Origin of the sequence: Acinetobacter sp. ANC 5054 (assembly GCF_002135295.1) — a bacterium.
In the GTDB taxonomy this organism is placed as follows: Bacteria; Pseudomonadota; Gammaproteobacteria; order Pseudomonadales; family Moraxellaceae; genus Acinetobacter.
This window is the reverse complement of sequence record NZ_NEGG01000007.1, coordinates 151,308-165,830: the sequence shown is the minus strand read 5'-3', so window position 1 is coordinate 165,830 and position 14,523 is coordinate 151,308. Positions and strand designations below refer to the sequence as shown.

Here is a 14,523-nt window from a genome sequence, read left to right as displayed (position 1 = left end):
TAATACGGTTGTTACGTGGATGGATGAGGGTTTATTGACGCAGCGATTACAGCAAAGCTTACGTTTTTCAAAACGTATTCAACCTGCTCAGGCAGCTGTACTCATTGCAATCACCAATGAACAAAATCCACGAATTTTACTGACACGTCGCTCACTGTATATGAATAATCATGCTGGTGAGGTGTCATTCCCTGGCGGTAAACGCGATGCACAAGATACCAGTAATATTGTGGTGGCCTTACGCGAAGCACAAGAAGAAACTGCGCTGAATCCATTTGATGTCCAATTGTTAGGTGATTTGCCTATGCAAAAAGCCCGTAATGGTATGTTGGTCAAACCGATTGTAGGTTTAATTCCACCAGAAGTGATGTTAATTCCACAACCCACCGAAATAGATCGAATATTTTTTGTATCTCTGAAGCAATTATTAGAAACTCCGCCAACGCCTTATGAAGTACGCTATGCGCAGCAGTCTTTATATTTTCCGAGCTTAAGAGTGGAAAATGAAATTGTTTGGGGGTTGACTGCACGTATGCTTATTTCGTTGTTCCGTTATGGTTTAAATTATCAAAAAGAATGGCCATTTTTATTAAATTCTCCGTCATTTCATTTAGGCAACGAACGCTAAAATCGTAAGGTCATTTTATCAAATTAGGATGTTTGATTATGTTATATAAATTTCAAGGACATAGTCCAAAAGCTGCACATCAACCTTGGGATGGTTGGGTCGCGGATAATGCAACGGTCATTGGACAGGTTGTTATGGGGCGTGAAGTTAGTGTTTGGTTTAGTGCAGTCATTCGTGGTGATAATAGCCTGATTCAATTGGGTGATTTTACCAATGTGCAAGAAAATGCCGTATTACATACCGATGCAGGTATTGAAATGCATATTGGCAATTATGTGACGATTGGTCATCAGGCGATGCTGCATGGTTGCACGGTGGGGGATAATAGCCTGATTGGGATTAACGCTGTGGTGCTGAACAATGCCGTGATTGGTAAGAATTGCATCATTGGTGCAAATGCCTTGATTCCTGAAGGAAAAATTATTCCAGATAATTCTGTGGTGATGGGCTCTCCAGGTAAGGTGGTTAAAACCTTAGATGAGCAGGCAGAAGCACGTTTGAAAATGAGTGCGATGCATTATGCAGAACATTTTAAGCATTTTAAAAATTTAGAAGTCGCTGAAATATAATATTTTTCATATTAGATATTTTGCACAGCCTCGATTTTGTTCGGGGCTTTTTATATGAAGTGGATGACTCGTCGCTGGAAATTCTCGCGAACTGGGATGGAGTGGAGTATCATATTCCACGTTTTTAAGATTAGATTTAATTAAGGTTGCGCATGAAAGTACTGGCATTGGAAACTGCCAATGAGCAGTGTTCCGTCTCGATTGTAGATGAAACAAAAGAACTTTATTTTCAACTCGATTTACGGGCAAAAGCGCAGACGCAAACGATTCTCCCAATGATTGAGCAAGGGCTTGATCAAACTGCAACTGAGCTCGGTGATTTAACTGCGATCGCTTTTAGTCGCGGGCCTGGTTCATTTAGTGGTGTGCGTATTAATGCTGCAGTAACACAAGCTTTGGCATGGGCCAATGACGTACATGTGGTACCAGTGTCAACCTTGCAAGCTTTGGCGCAAGCAGCGCATCGCCAGTTTGGTTTGACTGAGGTGACTGCGGTGCTCGATGCACGTATGCAAGAAGTCTATATCGCAAGTTTTCAACTTGATGCAAATAGTATTATGCAGCCAGTCGATGATGAACAACTTTTAGACTATACGACTGCTGCTCAACACATTAAATTTACGATTGTGGGTTCTGGTTCAGATTTAATTCAGAAAGAACAAATACAATACAAAGGCTTAAGTGCAACCGCACAAGATATTGCTACTATTGCCTGCGAAGCGGCGCAACGCGAAGCGTGGGTGAGTGCAGAGCTAGCTTTACCTGTATATTTACGTGATAACGCTTGGAAAAAAATTTCAGAACAAGGCAAGCCATAATTAGGGTTTTATATGGATCTTCTACTGCTGCTCAAAGCGGCAATCATGGGTATTGTTGAAGGTATTACCGAGTTTTTACCTATTTCGAGTACAGGGCATTTAATTCTGGCATCAGAATTAATGAATTTCTGGACCAAAGAAAAAAGTGATGTATTCGTTATTGCAATTCAAATGGGCGCAATTGCCGCAGTCATTTATGAATACTGGGGCCGTCTATGGGGCGCAGCTACAGGTATGGTGACAGGTGAGGAAAAAGGCCGCCGTTTAGGTTTTGGTTTAATTCTCGCATCCATTCCAATTGTGTTGATTGGACTGACTTTTGGTCAAACCGTGAAAGAACTTTTATTCAATAACATTGCGATTGCAATGGGATTGATTATCGGTGGTTTGATTATTATTTGGATTGAAAAAAATCCACCGCAAGTCCGTGCGCAAGAAGTAGAAGATCTAACCATTAAAGATGCAATTTGGATTGGTTTAATTCAAGTCTTATCGCTCATTCCGGGAACTTCACGCTCAGGCGCAACCATTATCGGTGCGATGTTCTTGGGTGTTTCACGTAAAGCTGCAACTGAATTTTCATTCTTCTTGGGTATTCCTGTGATTGTCGGTGCAGGCTTGCTCGACTTATATCAAAGCTACCATGTATTTGAAGGTACACAAGATTGGCTCGTGATTGGTGTCGGCTTGATTGTCTCATTCGTATCAGCGTTGTTCTTAATTCGCATACTTGTGGCATATGTGGCAAAACGTGATTTTATGTTTTTTGCGTGGTATCGCATCTTTTCAGGTTTATTGATTTTATTGTTTGCATTTACAGGCTGGAAATTATGGTAAGCGAAATCCGCTTATACACAGAACAAGAATTTCATGAGAGAGCACAGCAGTATTCTGCTGTGCTTTCTTCGCGTGGTGTATCTGTAAATATTGAAATCATTAACAAGTTAAATGCACGTTTTTTGCGTTTAAACCCTGAATTAGCACTTTGTGTCGATGCAGATGGTTTATGGCTGTCTGCCAATGGCATGAAAATGCAACCCGATTGGCAAGCCGAAGTGGGCCGATTAAAACGAGCATCACTTAAGTCAGAAATGATTGCGCGAGCATGTAATTTGGCCGAAAAGCCGAGCTTAATTGATGCAACTGCTGGTCTCGGTCATGATAGTTTGCTGATGGCGCATTTAGGGGCGAATGTTACTCTGGTTGAGCGTCATCCGATTTTATTTACACTGTTAGAAGATTCACATCATCGTGCCCAGCAAGATGCGTTTTTAAGTTCAGTGGTTGCACGCATTCGTTTGGTTTTTTCTGACTCAGCCGATTATTTACATGTGCAAGCGCTACAAAATAACAGCGTTGATGTGGTATATCTCGATCCAATGTTCCCACAGCGAGACCAAAATCAACAAGCCGTGAAAAAGCAGGCGCAAGTCAAAAAGCAAATGCAATTATTACATCTGTTATTACCAGAAGATGGTGAAATGGATTTAGGTGATAATTTATTGGCTTTGGCACAAAAGATTGCCCGTCGTGTCGTAGTAAAACGTCCACGTTTAGCTGTCTTTTTAGCAAATCAAGAACCACAACATCAATGGCAAGGAGATGCTTGTCGTTTTGATGCGTATTTCCAGCATGAACTTGTTACTTAAAGTGATATTTGCTTCAAAATAGTTCAAAGATTTGTTATATAGTTAAAAAATAGCATTGCTAAAAATCATATCAGGCATAAAATTATTTGTGCAATTAAGCGAGCCTAGGCCCCCATCAGAACTCTATGATTGATTTCAAACCCTCCATCAATTTTTGGCATGATTTTAAAAGCAACCAAACTGCGGGGATGTGGTTATTTTTTGGGTCTCGTCGTTCCCTACAAATTGTTCGCCCATCAATTTTACAATTGGTATTTTGGGGAATACTTGGGGGATGTGCCAATAGTCTATTTAGCTGGCTGAGTACAGGTCGAATTGGTGAGTTTAACCCGCAAGGTCTGGTCAGTTATGCTTTATGGCCGTTTATTGCCTTAATCGTCGGAATTTTCCTGTCTCAGCGTGTGAATAATCCACGATTGATGCTAGTACCTTCGCTGCTCTGGTTAGTACTCGATACGCATATCATGCTGTTCCAGTGTTTAATCCAGTTCATGGGCGATCTCGATTATTTGCCTTATGTGCTGTATGACTACATTCCAACCTTATTTATTATCTTGTTTGTCTGGCAAAGCTTAGCGGTCGTTTGGGTCTTTTCACGTGAGTTGAAATGGCCGTGGTGGGAGCGTGCGCTGATTATGCTGGCGACCTTTTTGACCTTGGTGGTGTGGCAGGTATCAGTTAAAGATCAGCCGATTTGGAAAGTTGAAGAGGTTCCACCAAGCTTTGCCGAAGATGCATTTTATGCACAAAGCCGTCTACTGAATAAATCTTTAGATGCGGTTGAATATGGTGAGTTTGCCCAATCGCATTGGTATTTCTTAGGCGTTGCAGGAGCAAGTTATCAGGATGTATTTAAATTTGAAATTGAACGAATTAAAGAACAATTTGATACTCGTTTTGGCACTAATGGTCGTTCACTTGAACTAATTAACAATCCTGCGACACGAACAGAAATCCCGATTGCATCTAAAACCAGTATGGAATTGGCACTGCGCCGTATTGGTCAGCAAATGAATAAAGAAAGCGATGTGCTGTTTTTGTATATGACTTCGCATGGCTTGCCAAACGTGTTTGAAATGGAAAATGCACCGCTTGATTTGGCGCAAGTCGATCCGAAATGGTTAAAAGAAACCTTGGATGCATCAGGGATTCGTTGGCGTGTGATAGTCATTTCATCTTGCTATTCTGGTAGCTTTATTCCTGCACTACAAAATGAAAATACCTTGATTATTACTGCGTCTGCAGCAGATCGGCAGTCTTTTGGTTGTTCCAATGAAGCAGATTACACCTACTTTGGTCGTGCTTTCTTTGATCAATCTATGCGTGAGCAATCAAGTATTCAAGCAGCATTTAATCAAACCAAAGAAACCGTTGCAAAATGGGAAGATGCTCAAGGTTTTGAGCCATCTGAACCACAATGGTCAATGGGTAAAAATATGGCATTAATGTTGCCGCAACTTGAGCAGCGCTTATTTCCACCGACAACAACCACAACGACCAATACCGAATCACCCTAAACGCATAGAAGGACTTTAGGACAAGTATGATGGAATTAGTACAACGTAATAAATGTTTTGATGGCGAACAGCGCATTTACGAATTTGAATCAGCTTGTTTAAACGTGCCAACACGTTTTGCTATTTTTCTGCCTGCAGAAGCCTTAGCAGGTAATGCTTGTCCTGCATTATTCTATTTGGCAGGCCTAACTTGTACGGAAGAAACCTTTGCTATTAAAGCACATGCCCAACGCTTAGCAGCTCAATTGGGTCTCATTTTGATTAGTCCAGATACTTCGCCACGAGGTGAGCAAGTCGCAAAAGGGGACAGTTGGGATCTCGGTCAAGGGGCAGGATTTTATATCAATGCGACGCAAGCACCTTGGGCAGTACATTATCAGATGGAAAGCTTTATCGTTGATGAGTTGTATGCGCTCGTTCAGACTGAATTTAAGATTCAACAAGACGCCATTGGTATCTTCGGTCACAGTATGGGTGGACACGGCGCATTAACTTTAGCACTTAAATATCCTGAAAAATTTAAATCGGTTTCCGCTTTTGCGCCGATTTGTGCACCGAGCCAATGTCCATGGGGTGAAAAGGCCTTTCAACATTATTTAGGTGATGATCAAGCCTCATGGATAGCACATGATGCAACTGCACTGATTCAATCCAAAGGGGCAGTCTTTAAAGAAATTTTGATTGATCAAGGCTTGGATGACCAATTTTATAGTCAATTAAATCCAGCGTTATTTCAGCAAGCTTGCCAACACGTGGGGCAGGCATTAACGCTGCGCGAACATGCAGCCTATGATCATGGATATTATTTCATTCAAAGTTTCATGGATGACCATTTACAGTTCCATGCAGTACAATTACAGGCTTAATCCTCTTAATGTTTAGCAACATACAGTTGAACATTTCGTTTTCAGTTTAAACTTTCGCATACCAATCATTTCTGGTATGCGTATTAGAATTATTTGATAAATATATAAAAAATAACTTAGGATACTTATGCAAAATTCATCCATGGATACTGAGCTACCGCCAGAATTACCACCATTTCAAATGCAACCACCATCGCTACTCGGTGATACCGAAAATGCGGAAGCGCTAGGTCGTAATTATAGTTTTCGCTTTAAAGGCAATGCCTCTGAATATTTCGGTATTTGGATCGTGAATATTTTATTGACCATTATTACCATCGGTTTTTATGCGCCTTGGGCTAAGGTACGTCGTTTACGTTATTTCTATGGTAATACTTGGGTGTTCCAGCGCCGTTTCGATTTTACCGGTGTGCCCACTAAAATTTTGATTGGACGAATCATTGCTTTAGTGATTTATGCTGCATTTTCGTTTGCAATTAAATATTCATGGGAAGCGTTTTTGGCAGGTTTTGTTCTGGTTTTCTTTGCCGTGCCATGGCTCATTCGTGCAACCATTCGTTTCCGTGCGCGTAACAGTAAATTTAGTAATAGTCGTTTTTATTTTTCAGGAACCAATAAAAGTGCTTATTGGTGCTTTCTGAAATGTATCGCGGTAACGATTTTTACCCTCGGTTTATTCTTTCCCGTTGCGGTCTGGCTATATAAGCGTGAATGTTTGAATCATCTTTACGTGGGGCAATTAAAATTTAGTTTAAATGCCTCATGGGGCGACTATATGCGTGCCATGTATATGCCACTTTTCGTATTTCTTGGCGGTATCGCAGTTTTATCGATTCTTATGGCGATTTTTTTGGGTAGCTCAGACGGTTTAAATTCGGCATATTATATATTTTTAATTGCTGCAGCTTACTTCCTTGGCTATATGTTCATTTGGCCACTGACAGCAGCGCGTATTTTCATGACTTCTTGGAACAATACGACACTCAGCCGCAGCCAATTCCAAACCAACTGTAATCAATGGCGCTATGCGTGGATTGTTCTGAGTAACTGGTTCGCGAAGATTATCAGTCTAGGGCTACTTACCCCGTGGGCAGTGGTGCGTTTATATAAATATCAAGTTGAGTCAATGCGCCTGATGTTGGTAGATGACCCTGATCAACTTCAAAATCAGTTGCAGCAAGACCACAATGCGATTGCAGAAGAATTGTCAGATATTTTTGACTTGGATATTTCCCTTTAAGTATGGTGAATGACATGAATAATTCAGTGGTCAATGCGACATATTATGATGGGAAAATTTCCAAACCTTATCAGGCTCAGATTTCCCCAGATGGCGAGCAATCGATCATTGTGCGTTATGGTGAAAACCTAGAATTGGTGCAGCATTATACCTATCAAGATATGACTTTGATTGGTGCTTTAGGCCATATTCAGCCCGTGATTGAGCTTAAAGATGATGCACGATTAGATTTTCATGAGCCTTTACCAAATTGGTTTAACTTACATGAAAAAGGGCGTTGGCATTCGATTTGGAAGCTTGAACGCTCACCCGCATTAATTTTATTTAGTGTGATCTTTGTGGTTGGTTTTGCCTTTGCTTTGGTGAAATGGGGAATTCCTGCCGCAGCACATGTTGTGGCAAATCAACTTCCTGCAACAGCGTTAAATAGTTGGGGCGATCAGGCCGAAAAGTATATTTTCGAAATGACTGAACCCAGCGAATTGCCTAAAGCACGCCAAGACGTTTTACTGAAAAAGTATCAACAACTGGTGGCTGAAGACCATCCTGCAAAAGTACTCTTTCGTAGTGGTGGTCATATTGGTGCCAACGCTTTAGCCATACCAAACAACACCATTATTGTGACGGATGAACTGGTCGAAATGGCCAAGGATGATTACGAGCTGATTGGTGTGTTAGCACATGAGCAAGGTCATTTAGTACAACGCCATAGTTTGCAACAAAGTTTATCCGGCCTGGGGATCAGTATTATTTTATTGATGATTACGGGGGATGGCTCCGACATTTTAACCAGTTTGCCCGTGGCAGCAGTCGGGGCAAGTTATTCACGTGACTTTGAATCTGAAGCCGATTTATATGCGCTGAAAATGATGTCGAAACAAAATATTCCGACTATTCATTTTGCGAACTTCTTACAACGTATGGAAGATGAAGAGCAAAAAGAACTTCAGGTTGAAGCAGGTAAAGAGAAAGGTGAAACGAAGTCAGATCCTGATAAAAAATCGTGGACAGACTTCTTCCAATCACATCCTGCAACAAAAGCTCGAATTGAGGCTGTACGAAATTATCAGTCGCATCAGCATTAATTCAAAAATAAACCTTTAAACGATGATGAAGGCGAGACAGTACTTATAGGCTGTCTCGTTGCCATTCTGCGCTTAACTCTTCTTGCCCCATACGTATCAAATGATCAAGCACCACATGTTCAAGTTTGTCTAAGTCTGCATGGGTATCTTGGGTTTGAATCGCGACTTCTAAAAAGTCTGGCTGTGGACTCAAGATCACTTGTGCGGCATTTAAATGTATTTGAAATTGTGAGCCTTTTTCATTCTCTTGTTCAGATACTTCAAATTTATGCTTCCAATGATTGGCTAATCGTTTGGCAATGCGGGCAGCTTGTGTGGTAGAAATCTGTGCTGAACTTTTCATCTGGTTTCTTCGTAATTTCAATGAACTGGTTTGTACCTTAGCAAAGCTTTGGCTTTGAGAAAAAGTCTATTTTTGCAACACTCTGTCTTGATTATTCCTGCCATGAAATAATCCAATCGACTGGATGGGTGAGGCAGCCGCATCGACATTTTGTTATACTGTGCGTATCAATCCCATTTCATAGCCAGGTTCTTTCATGTCCAAGCCATTCTTAATTGCGCCTTCAATTTTGTCAGCAGACTTTGCTCGCTTAGGTGAAGAAGTTGAAAATGTTCTTGAATCAGGTGCAGATGTTGTTCACTTTGACGTGATGGACAATCACTATGTTCCAAACTTAACTTTTGGTGCAGGTGTTTGTAAAGCATTGAAAAAATATGGTGTTAAAGCACCGATTGACGTGCATTTGATGGTTTCTCCTGTAGATCGTATGATTGGCGACTTTTTAGAAGCAGGTGCGGACATTATTACCTTCCACCCAGAAGCGACAGATCATATTGATCGTTCTTTACAGCTCATTAAAGCAGGCGGTGCACAAGCTGGTTTGGTGTTTAACCCTGCAACGCCATTACACTATTTAGACTATGTTTTAGACAAAGTTGACCAAGTGCTATTGATGAGTGTGAACCCTGGTTTTGGCGGTCAAAAATTTATTCCAATGACTTTGGAAAAATTACGCCAAGCCCGCAAAATTATTGATGCTTCTGGTCGTGATATTCGTTTAGAAGTCGATGGTGGTGTGACACCAGCCAATATTCGTGAAATTGCGGAAGCGGGTGCGGATATGTTTGTTGCTGGTTCAGCAATTTTTGGCAAACCAGATTATAAAGCTGTGATTGATGACATGCGTGCTGAATTGGCAAAAGTGGGTACTCGTACCGTCTAAAGCTTTACGTATAAGTTATAAACAGTCTGTGGATAACTTTATGGATAACCATATGGATATCTGTGTCGATAACTATATGGATAACTTGAATAAATTATAAACAACTGTAGATCAATGGTTTAATATTTAGACGTAAAAAGTATAAAAAGGACTCAATCGAGTCCTTTTTTTATCACTGAATGTGATTGAAATACTGTATGTTTATTAAACTTTATTAAAAAATAAGTCTGTTTAAAAAATAACTTTAATGTTTTAAATAGCACACAAATCACATACCGACATTTGAGTTGTATAAAATTATAATTGTTGTGAATAACTGCACAATTATTTATGCTGTGCATAGATTTCGAATATACAGTGATTGGCAAAAGCTTTCACAATGTCATCATGTGTATAGATTCATCATGTAATTGAAATGGGTTCAATCAGGATACAGAATTGTTAAATATTTTGCGTAAGCATTTAGGCTTTGCTTTACTTATGGCGTTTGTCATGGGGTGGAGCAGTGTGGTCAGTGCACAGCAAAATATTATGCATGAACAAATGATGATGTCGCATGCACAAACTGAAACGACGCAGGCTGAAAATTCCTTATCCGAGTCAGATTCGCAGCACAACATGGCTGATTGCCACAAAACGGTTTCGCATTCAGCGACATCAATGGCCCATCATAATTCAAATCTATCTACGAATGATCATTGTCACGATCAAATGCTGAAACACAGTCAAAGTCAGACTGATTCGCTCGACCATCACGGCAGCATCAATAATACAGACTGTCAGGATTGTGCTTTGTGGCATTGCCAAATGAGTACCACTTATGTGGATACGGCATTGATTTCTTTACAATCATTGAAGATTAGCCCCTATCCAAACACGCCTAAATTTATATTTAAGGGCCAGCATTTAAAAGGCCATTGGCAGGAAATTTTACGCCCTCCTCAAGTTTAACCTGAGTTCTAAATACGTTTATTTCGTTATTTTACAAAGGTTAAATTATGTCTACTCCATTTAAAGTATGTCTCGTTGTTGGGGCATGTCTGTTGTCACCTTCGTGGGTGTTTGCAGCAGTTAAAGAATATCATCTGAATATTGATGAAAAGACCATCAACTTAACAGGTAAAGCCGTCAAAAAAATTAGTGTGAATGGCCAATTTCCTGCGCCATTACTCGAATTTGAAGAAGGCGATGATGCCGTAATTCATGTACATAATCAGCTTAAAAAACAAAATACCTCTGTGCATTGGCATGGACTTTTATTGCCCGGTTTAATGGATGGCGTACCCGGCTTTAATGGTTTTAATGAAATTCAGCCAGATGGCAGTTTTGTTTATAAATTTAAAGTGCGTCAGAGTGGGACCTATTGGTATCACGCCCATTCAAAAGGTCAAGAACAGGACGGTTTATATGGGGCTTTGGTGATTTATCCAAAAGGCAAACAACCAATTGCTACCCATGAACAGGCCGCTCGCGATTATGTGGTGATGCTGTCAGATTTCCATGAATCATCTAGTGCCCAAATTATGGCGAACCTCAAAAAGTCGGCAGAATATTATCAAAATCAGCGTGAAACAGTGGGTGATGTTTGGAAGCAAATCAAACGTGAGGGTCTAAAAAATAGCTGGCAAGATCGTTCCATGTGGAATCAGATGCGTATGTTAAAAACGGATCTTTCTGATGTTACGGGCTATACCTTCTTGGTGAATGGCAAAACCCCAGAACAAAATTGGACGGGGATGTTTAAGCCCAATGAAAAAGTGCGGTTACGCTTTATTAATGCCTCAGCTATGTCGTTTTTTGATGTGCGCATTCCAAATTTAAAAATGACCGTAGTGAGTGCAGACGGTCAGCCTGTTAAACCCGTTAATGTCGATGAATTCCGTATAGGTGCCGCAGAAACCTATGATGTAATCGTTGAGCCAAAGGGTTCGCATTATCAAATTGAAGCTGAATCGATTGATCGAAGTGGATTCGCAATTGGGACTTTGCATGATGAAACTCAGCCGCAGCATTCGGCTATTCATCAGCCGCAAGCACGTCCTCGCGCTTTATTGACCATGGAAGATATGGGACATGGTTCGATGTCAGGAATGGATCATTCAAATATGAATCATTCGGCTTCGGAGCAAGTGAATTCAGCTAAAACAGCAGTCAAAAATACGTCTACAGGGCCTCAACAGCCAGCACATGACCATAGTGCGACGCAGTCGGATTCGATGCCAGTTCAGTCGGCTCCACAGCAGCATGTTGCGCATGAGGATAGCGCCATGCAACATGCTGAAATGAGTCATTCAGATCCAGACCATATGCAGATGCAAGGCATGCAGCATGCTCAAATGAATCATGCAGAACATAGCATGGATCATGCAAAACCAGCGGCTCAAGCCCAAACACATCAGTCGAGTCAACCGGTCATGGGCTGGGCAAATGCTTCGACACCAGTGGGTGATAAGGCACTGCAATACAGTGATTTGAAATCGTTAAAACCACAACCCGATACCCGAGAACCAACGCAGGAATTGGTGATTCATTTGGGTGGGACGATGGAGCGATATTTATGGACCATGAATGGCAAAAAATTCAGTGAAGCAGAACCCATGAAGGTGAAATATGGTGAGCGTATTCGTCTGAAATTTGTCAATGACAGCATGATGGCGCACCCGATGCATTTACATGGCATGTTTATGCAATTGGAAAATGGGCAAATGTCTTCTGAAATGCCAAATAAACATACGGTGGTTGTGCCGCCTGGTAAAACGGTGACTGCTCTATTGACTGCCAATGAAATGGGGGAATGGGCTATCCACTGTCATTTGTTGTATCACATGTCTGCGGGCATGATGAATAAACTGATTGTTGCAAATGTTGCAGATAACACAGCAACACTTGTTATGCCTGCTACAGGAGGGGATGCTCATGTACATCATTAATAAGCCCTTACATCAGACACTCTTTGCACTCGCTGTTGGTACATTGACGCATACCGCGTTTGCAATGGATGAGCATATGGATCACGCAGCGATGCAAAAGCCGAGTATGCCTACAGCAGATCATTCGATGCATGTTGTGCAAACTGAAAAAGTACAGACTGTGCCAACGGAAATGAATGAACATGCTGAACATGCTGAACATGCTGAACATGCTGAACATGCTGAACATGCTGAACATGCTGAACATGCTGAACATGCTGAACATGCTGAACATGCTGAACCGATGCCGCAAACTATGTCAGCGACTCCGCATGAACATTCGATTGACCATAAACATGAACATGGTGGACAAATCTATCAAGCCACTGAAGTTGATAGTCGATGGTTAAATAACGCTGATGGACACGGAACTTTCAAAACTGAATTGGAAAGTCGTATTGGTACCGATGAAAATAAACTGTTTATTAAGCTACATGCTGACAAAGCTGAATCGCAAAAAGCGGATTATGCTGCGCAAGTCATGTATAGCCGCATGATTTCAGATTTTTGGGATGCGCAAGCGGGTGTGCGTTATCGTTTTGATGACAATAAAGTTACAGATCAAGATCAATGGGATGCTGCAATTGGATTACATGGTCTGGCGCCTTATTTCTTCGAAACCGACGCCTATCTATATGTCGGGCAAGACAAGCAGGTCAGCTTTTCTTTAGAAACAAATCGTGATCTCTTGTTTACACAAAAGCTGATACTAAAACCCTATATGAATCTTGACGTGGTGTTGAGTGATGACTCGCGATATGCACAAAAGACTGGACTGAGCTCATTATGGTTAGGTCTGGAAACACGTTATGAAATCAATAAAAAAGTCATGCCATTCATTGATGTAGCTTATGGTTATGACAAAGGGAATAAAGCGACTGCATGGCAGCAGGGCAGCAACAGTGAAAAAGACTGGTGGTATGGCGCAGGGCTACGTCTGAAGTTCTAATAGGCTAGCAAAACGAATGAAAAGGGCATCATCAACAGGTTGTGGTGATGCCTTTTTTAACATCTCAATGTGTGATGTGAAAATATGTGCAATATTTTAAAGCAATTAATCTGCACAAGATTTTGACTTAACTGAATAACGCCCTGAATTTGGTCAAAAAATGTAAAGGCTGCACTAAAAGTCAGCATATTTGCTATACTGAGACAATATTCGGAGGAACGACCTCCCTTACATCTTTGTTCAAAGTCGGTAAGAAAAATCGTCAGGACGACCTGACTCTACTAATATGGAGGAAGGCATCATGGCCTGGGTTGTTCTCGTATTTGCTGGTATTTTTGAAATTGTTTGGGCCTATTCGATGAAGCTCTCAGAAGGCTTCACAAAACTCGGTCCAAGTTTAATCACTTTATTTTTTATGATCCTGAGCTTTGGTTTGTTGGCCTATGCCATGAAAACCTTGCCTCTAGGAACGGCTTATACCATTTGGACGGGAATTGGTGCTATTGGCTCATTCCTTGTGGGTATTTTTATATTGGGTGAGCCTGCAACAGCCATGCGGATGTTAGCCGCGGTACTGATCATTTCTGGTCTAATCTTGATGAAATTATCTTCAAGTTAATTGTTCTAAAGCACAGAGTTTATTTGTCTCTGTGCTTTTTTTATGGGTAAAAAAAATGGCTTGGGTTTTATTAATTGTAGCGGGACTGCTTGAGGTGGTATGGGCGTATTGTATGAAAGTCTCTGAAGGCTTTAGCAAACTGACGCCAAGTATTTTGACCATTGTTTTCATGATCGCAAGTTTCGCTTTACTGTCTTATGCAATGAAATCGTTACCGCTTGGCACAGCCTATACGGTTTGGACGGGCATTGGTGCTGTGGGCTCGTTTATTTTAGGTATTGTGATATTAGGCGAACCTGCAAATGCCATGCGGATGCTGGCAGCCGTCCTGATTATTTCAGGATTGGTCTTGATGAAACTTTCATCCTCTTGAATAATGGTTCCATCA

16 protein-coding genes are annotated in these 14,523 nt (G+C 41.1%); 15 read left to right on the top strand and 1 reads right to left on the bottom strand.

Annotated elements, in window-relative coordinates; genetic code table 11:
* The first annotated feature begins 19 nt into the window (after positions 1–19).
* The 9 genes from B9T33_RS09195 to B9T33_RS09155 all read left to right on the top strand — a co-directional run bounded on the left by B9T33_RS09195 (position 20) and on the right by B9T33_RS09155 (position 8,372).
* Positions 20–628 carry a CoA pyrophosphatase gene (locus tag B9T33_RS09195; protein WP_086178618.1) on the top strand — a complete coding sequence of 203 codons (609 nt, stop codon included), beginning with the start codon at positions 20–22 and terminating at the stop codon, positions 626–628.
* Between the two features lie 38 nt (positions 629–666).
* A complete protein-coding gene (locus tag B9T33_RS09190; protein WP_086178617.1) occupies positions 667–1,197 on the top strand; it encodes a gamma carbonic anhydrase family protein in 531 nt (176 codons plus the stop codon).
* A gap of 152 nt (positions 1,198–1,349) precedes the next feature.
* Positions 1,350–2,015 carry a tRNA (adenosine(37)-N6)-threonylcarbamoyltransferase complex dimerization subunit type 1 TsaB gene (tsaB, locus tag B9T33_RS09185; RefSeq protein ID WP_086178616.1) on the top strand — a complete coding sequence of 222 codons (666 nt, stop codon included), beginning with the start codon at positions 1,350–1,352 and terminating at the stop codon, positions 2,013–2,015.
* Positions 2,016–2,027: 12 nt separating this feature from the next.
* The gene (locus B9T33_RS09180) at positions 2,028–2,852 is read left to right on the top strand and encodes an undecaprenyl-diphosphate phosphatase (RefSeq protein ID WP_086178615.1); all 825 of its coding nucleotides are present in this window, start codon (positions 2,028–2,030) and stop codon (positions 2,850–2,852) included.
* On the top strand, positions 2,846–3,664 hold the full coding sequence (locus tag B9T33_RS09175) for a class I SAM-dependent methyltransferase (RefSeq protein ID WP_086178614.1): 819 nt from the start codon (positions 2,846–2,848) through the stop codon (positions 3,662–3,664). Before B9T33_RS09180 ends, B9T33_RS09175 begins: the two co-directional genes overlap by 7 nt.
* 125 nt (positions 3,665–3,789) lie before the next feature.
* Positions 3,790–5,181: a C13 family peptidase gene (locus tag B9T33_RS09170; RefSeq protein WP_086178613.1), complete on the top strand. Its 1,392-nt coding sequence runs from the start codon at positions 3,790–3,792 to the stop codon at positions 5,179–5,181.
* Positions 5,182–5,210: 29 nt separating this feature from the next.
* Positions 5,211–6,047, top strand: coding sequence for an S-formylglutathione hydrolase (gene fghA, locus B9T33_RS09165; protein WP_086178612.1), 837 nt, complete (start codon positions 5,211–5,213; stop codon positions 6,045–6,047).
* Positions 6,048–6,174: 127 nt separating this feature from the next.
* Complete coding sequence (locus B9T33_RS09160; protein WP_086178611.1) at positions 6,175–7,287, top strand: YjgN family protein; 1,113 nt, start codon at positions 6,175–6,177, stop codon at positions 7,285–7,287.
* 14 nt (positions 7,288–7,301) lie between these two features.
* Positions 7,302–8,372 carry a M48 family metallopeptidase gene (locus B9T33_RS09155; protein WP_086178643.1) on the top strand — a complete coding sequence of 357 codons (1,071 nt, stop codon included), beginning with the start codon at positions 7,302–7,304 and terminating at the stop codon, positions 8,370–8,372.
* A gap of 43 nt (positions 8,373–8,415) precedes the next feature.
* Here B9T33_RS09155 and B9T33_RS09150 read toward each other — a convergent pair whose 3' ends face one another.
* Positions 8,416–8,715, bottom strand: a complete 300-nt coding sequence (locus B9T33_RS09150) for a DUF2218 domain-containing protein (protein ID WP_086178610.1) — start codon at positions 8,713–8,715, stop codon at positions 8,416–8,418.
* Positions 8,716–8,911: 196 nt separating this feature from the next.
* Here B9T33_RS09150 and rpe point away from each other — a divergent pair, with 196 nt between their 5' ends.
* The 6 genes from rpe to sugE all read left to right on the top strand — a co-directional run bounded on the left by rpe (position 8,912) and on the right by sugE (position 14,508).
* Entirely contained in the window at positions 8,912–9,598 is a 687-nt protein-coding gene (rpe, locus tag B9T33_RS09145) for a ribulose-phosphate 3-epimerase (RefSeq protein WP_086178609.1), read from the top strand.
* A gap of 438 nt (positions 9,599–10,036) precedes the next feature.
* Complete coding sequence (locus tag B9T33_RS09140; protein ID WP_086178608.1) at positions 10,037–10,549, top strand: hypothetical protein; 513 nt, start codon at positions 10,037–10,039, stop codon at positions 10,547–10,549.
* 47 nt (positions 10,550–10,596) lie between these two features.
* On the top strand, positions 10,597–12,528 hold the full coding sequence (locus B9T33_RS09135; RefSeq protein ID WP_086178607.1) for a copper resistance system multicopper oxidase: 1,932 nt from the start codon (positions 10,597–10,599) through the stop codon (positions 12,526–12,528).
* Positions 12,515–13,516 carry a copper resistance protein B gene (locus B9T33_RS09130; protein WP_086178606.1) on the top strand — a complete coding sequence of 334 codons (1,002 nt, stop codon included), beginning with the start codon at positions 12,515–12,517 and terminating at the stop codon, positions 13,514–13,516. The genes B9T33_RS09135 and B9T33_RS09130 overlap by 14 nt, the downstream gene beginning before the upstream one ends.
* Before the next feature lie 301 nt (positions 13,517–13,817).
* Positions 13,818–14,135: a DMT family transporter gene (locus tag B9T33_RS09125; RefSeq protein ID WP_086178605.1), complete on the top strand. Its 318-nt coding sequence runs from the start codon at positions 13,818–13,820 to the stop codon at positions 14,133–14,135.
* Positions 14,136–14,190: 55 nt separating this feature from the next.
* Complete coding sequence (gene sugE / locus B9T33_RS09120) at positions 14,191–14,508, top strand: quaternary ammonium compound efflux SMR transporter SugE (protein WP_086178604.1); 318 nt, start codon at positions 14,191–14,193, stop codon at positions 14,506–14,508.
* The last annotated feature ends 15 nt before the right edge of the window (positions 14,509–14,523 follow it).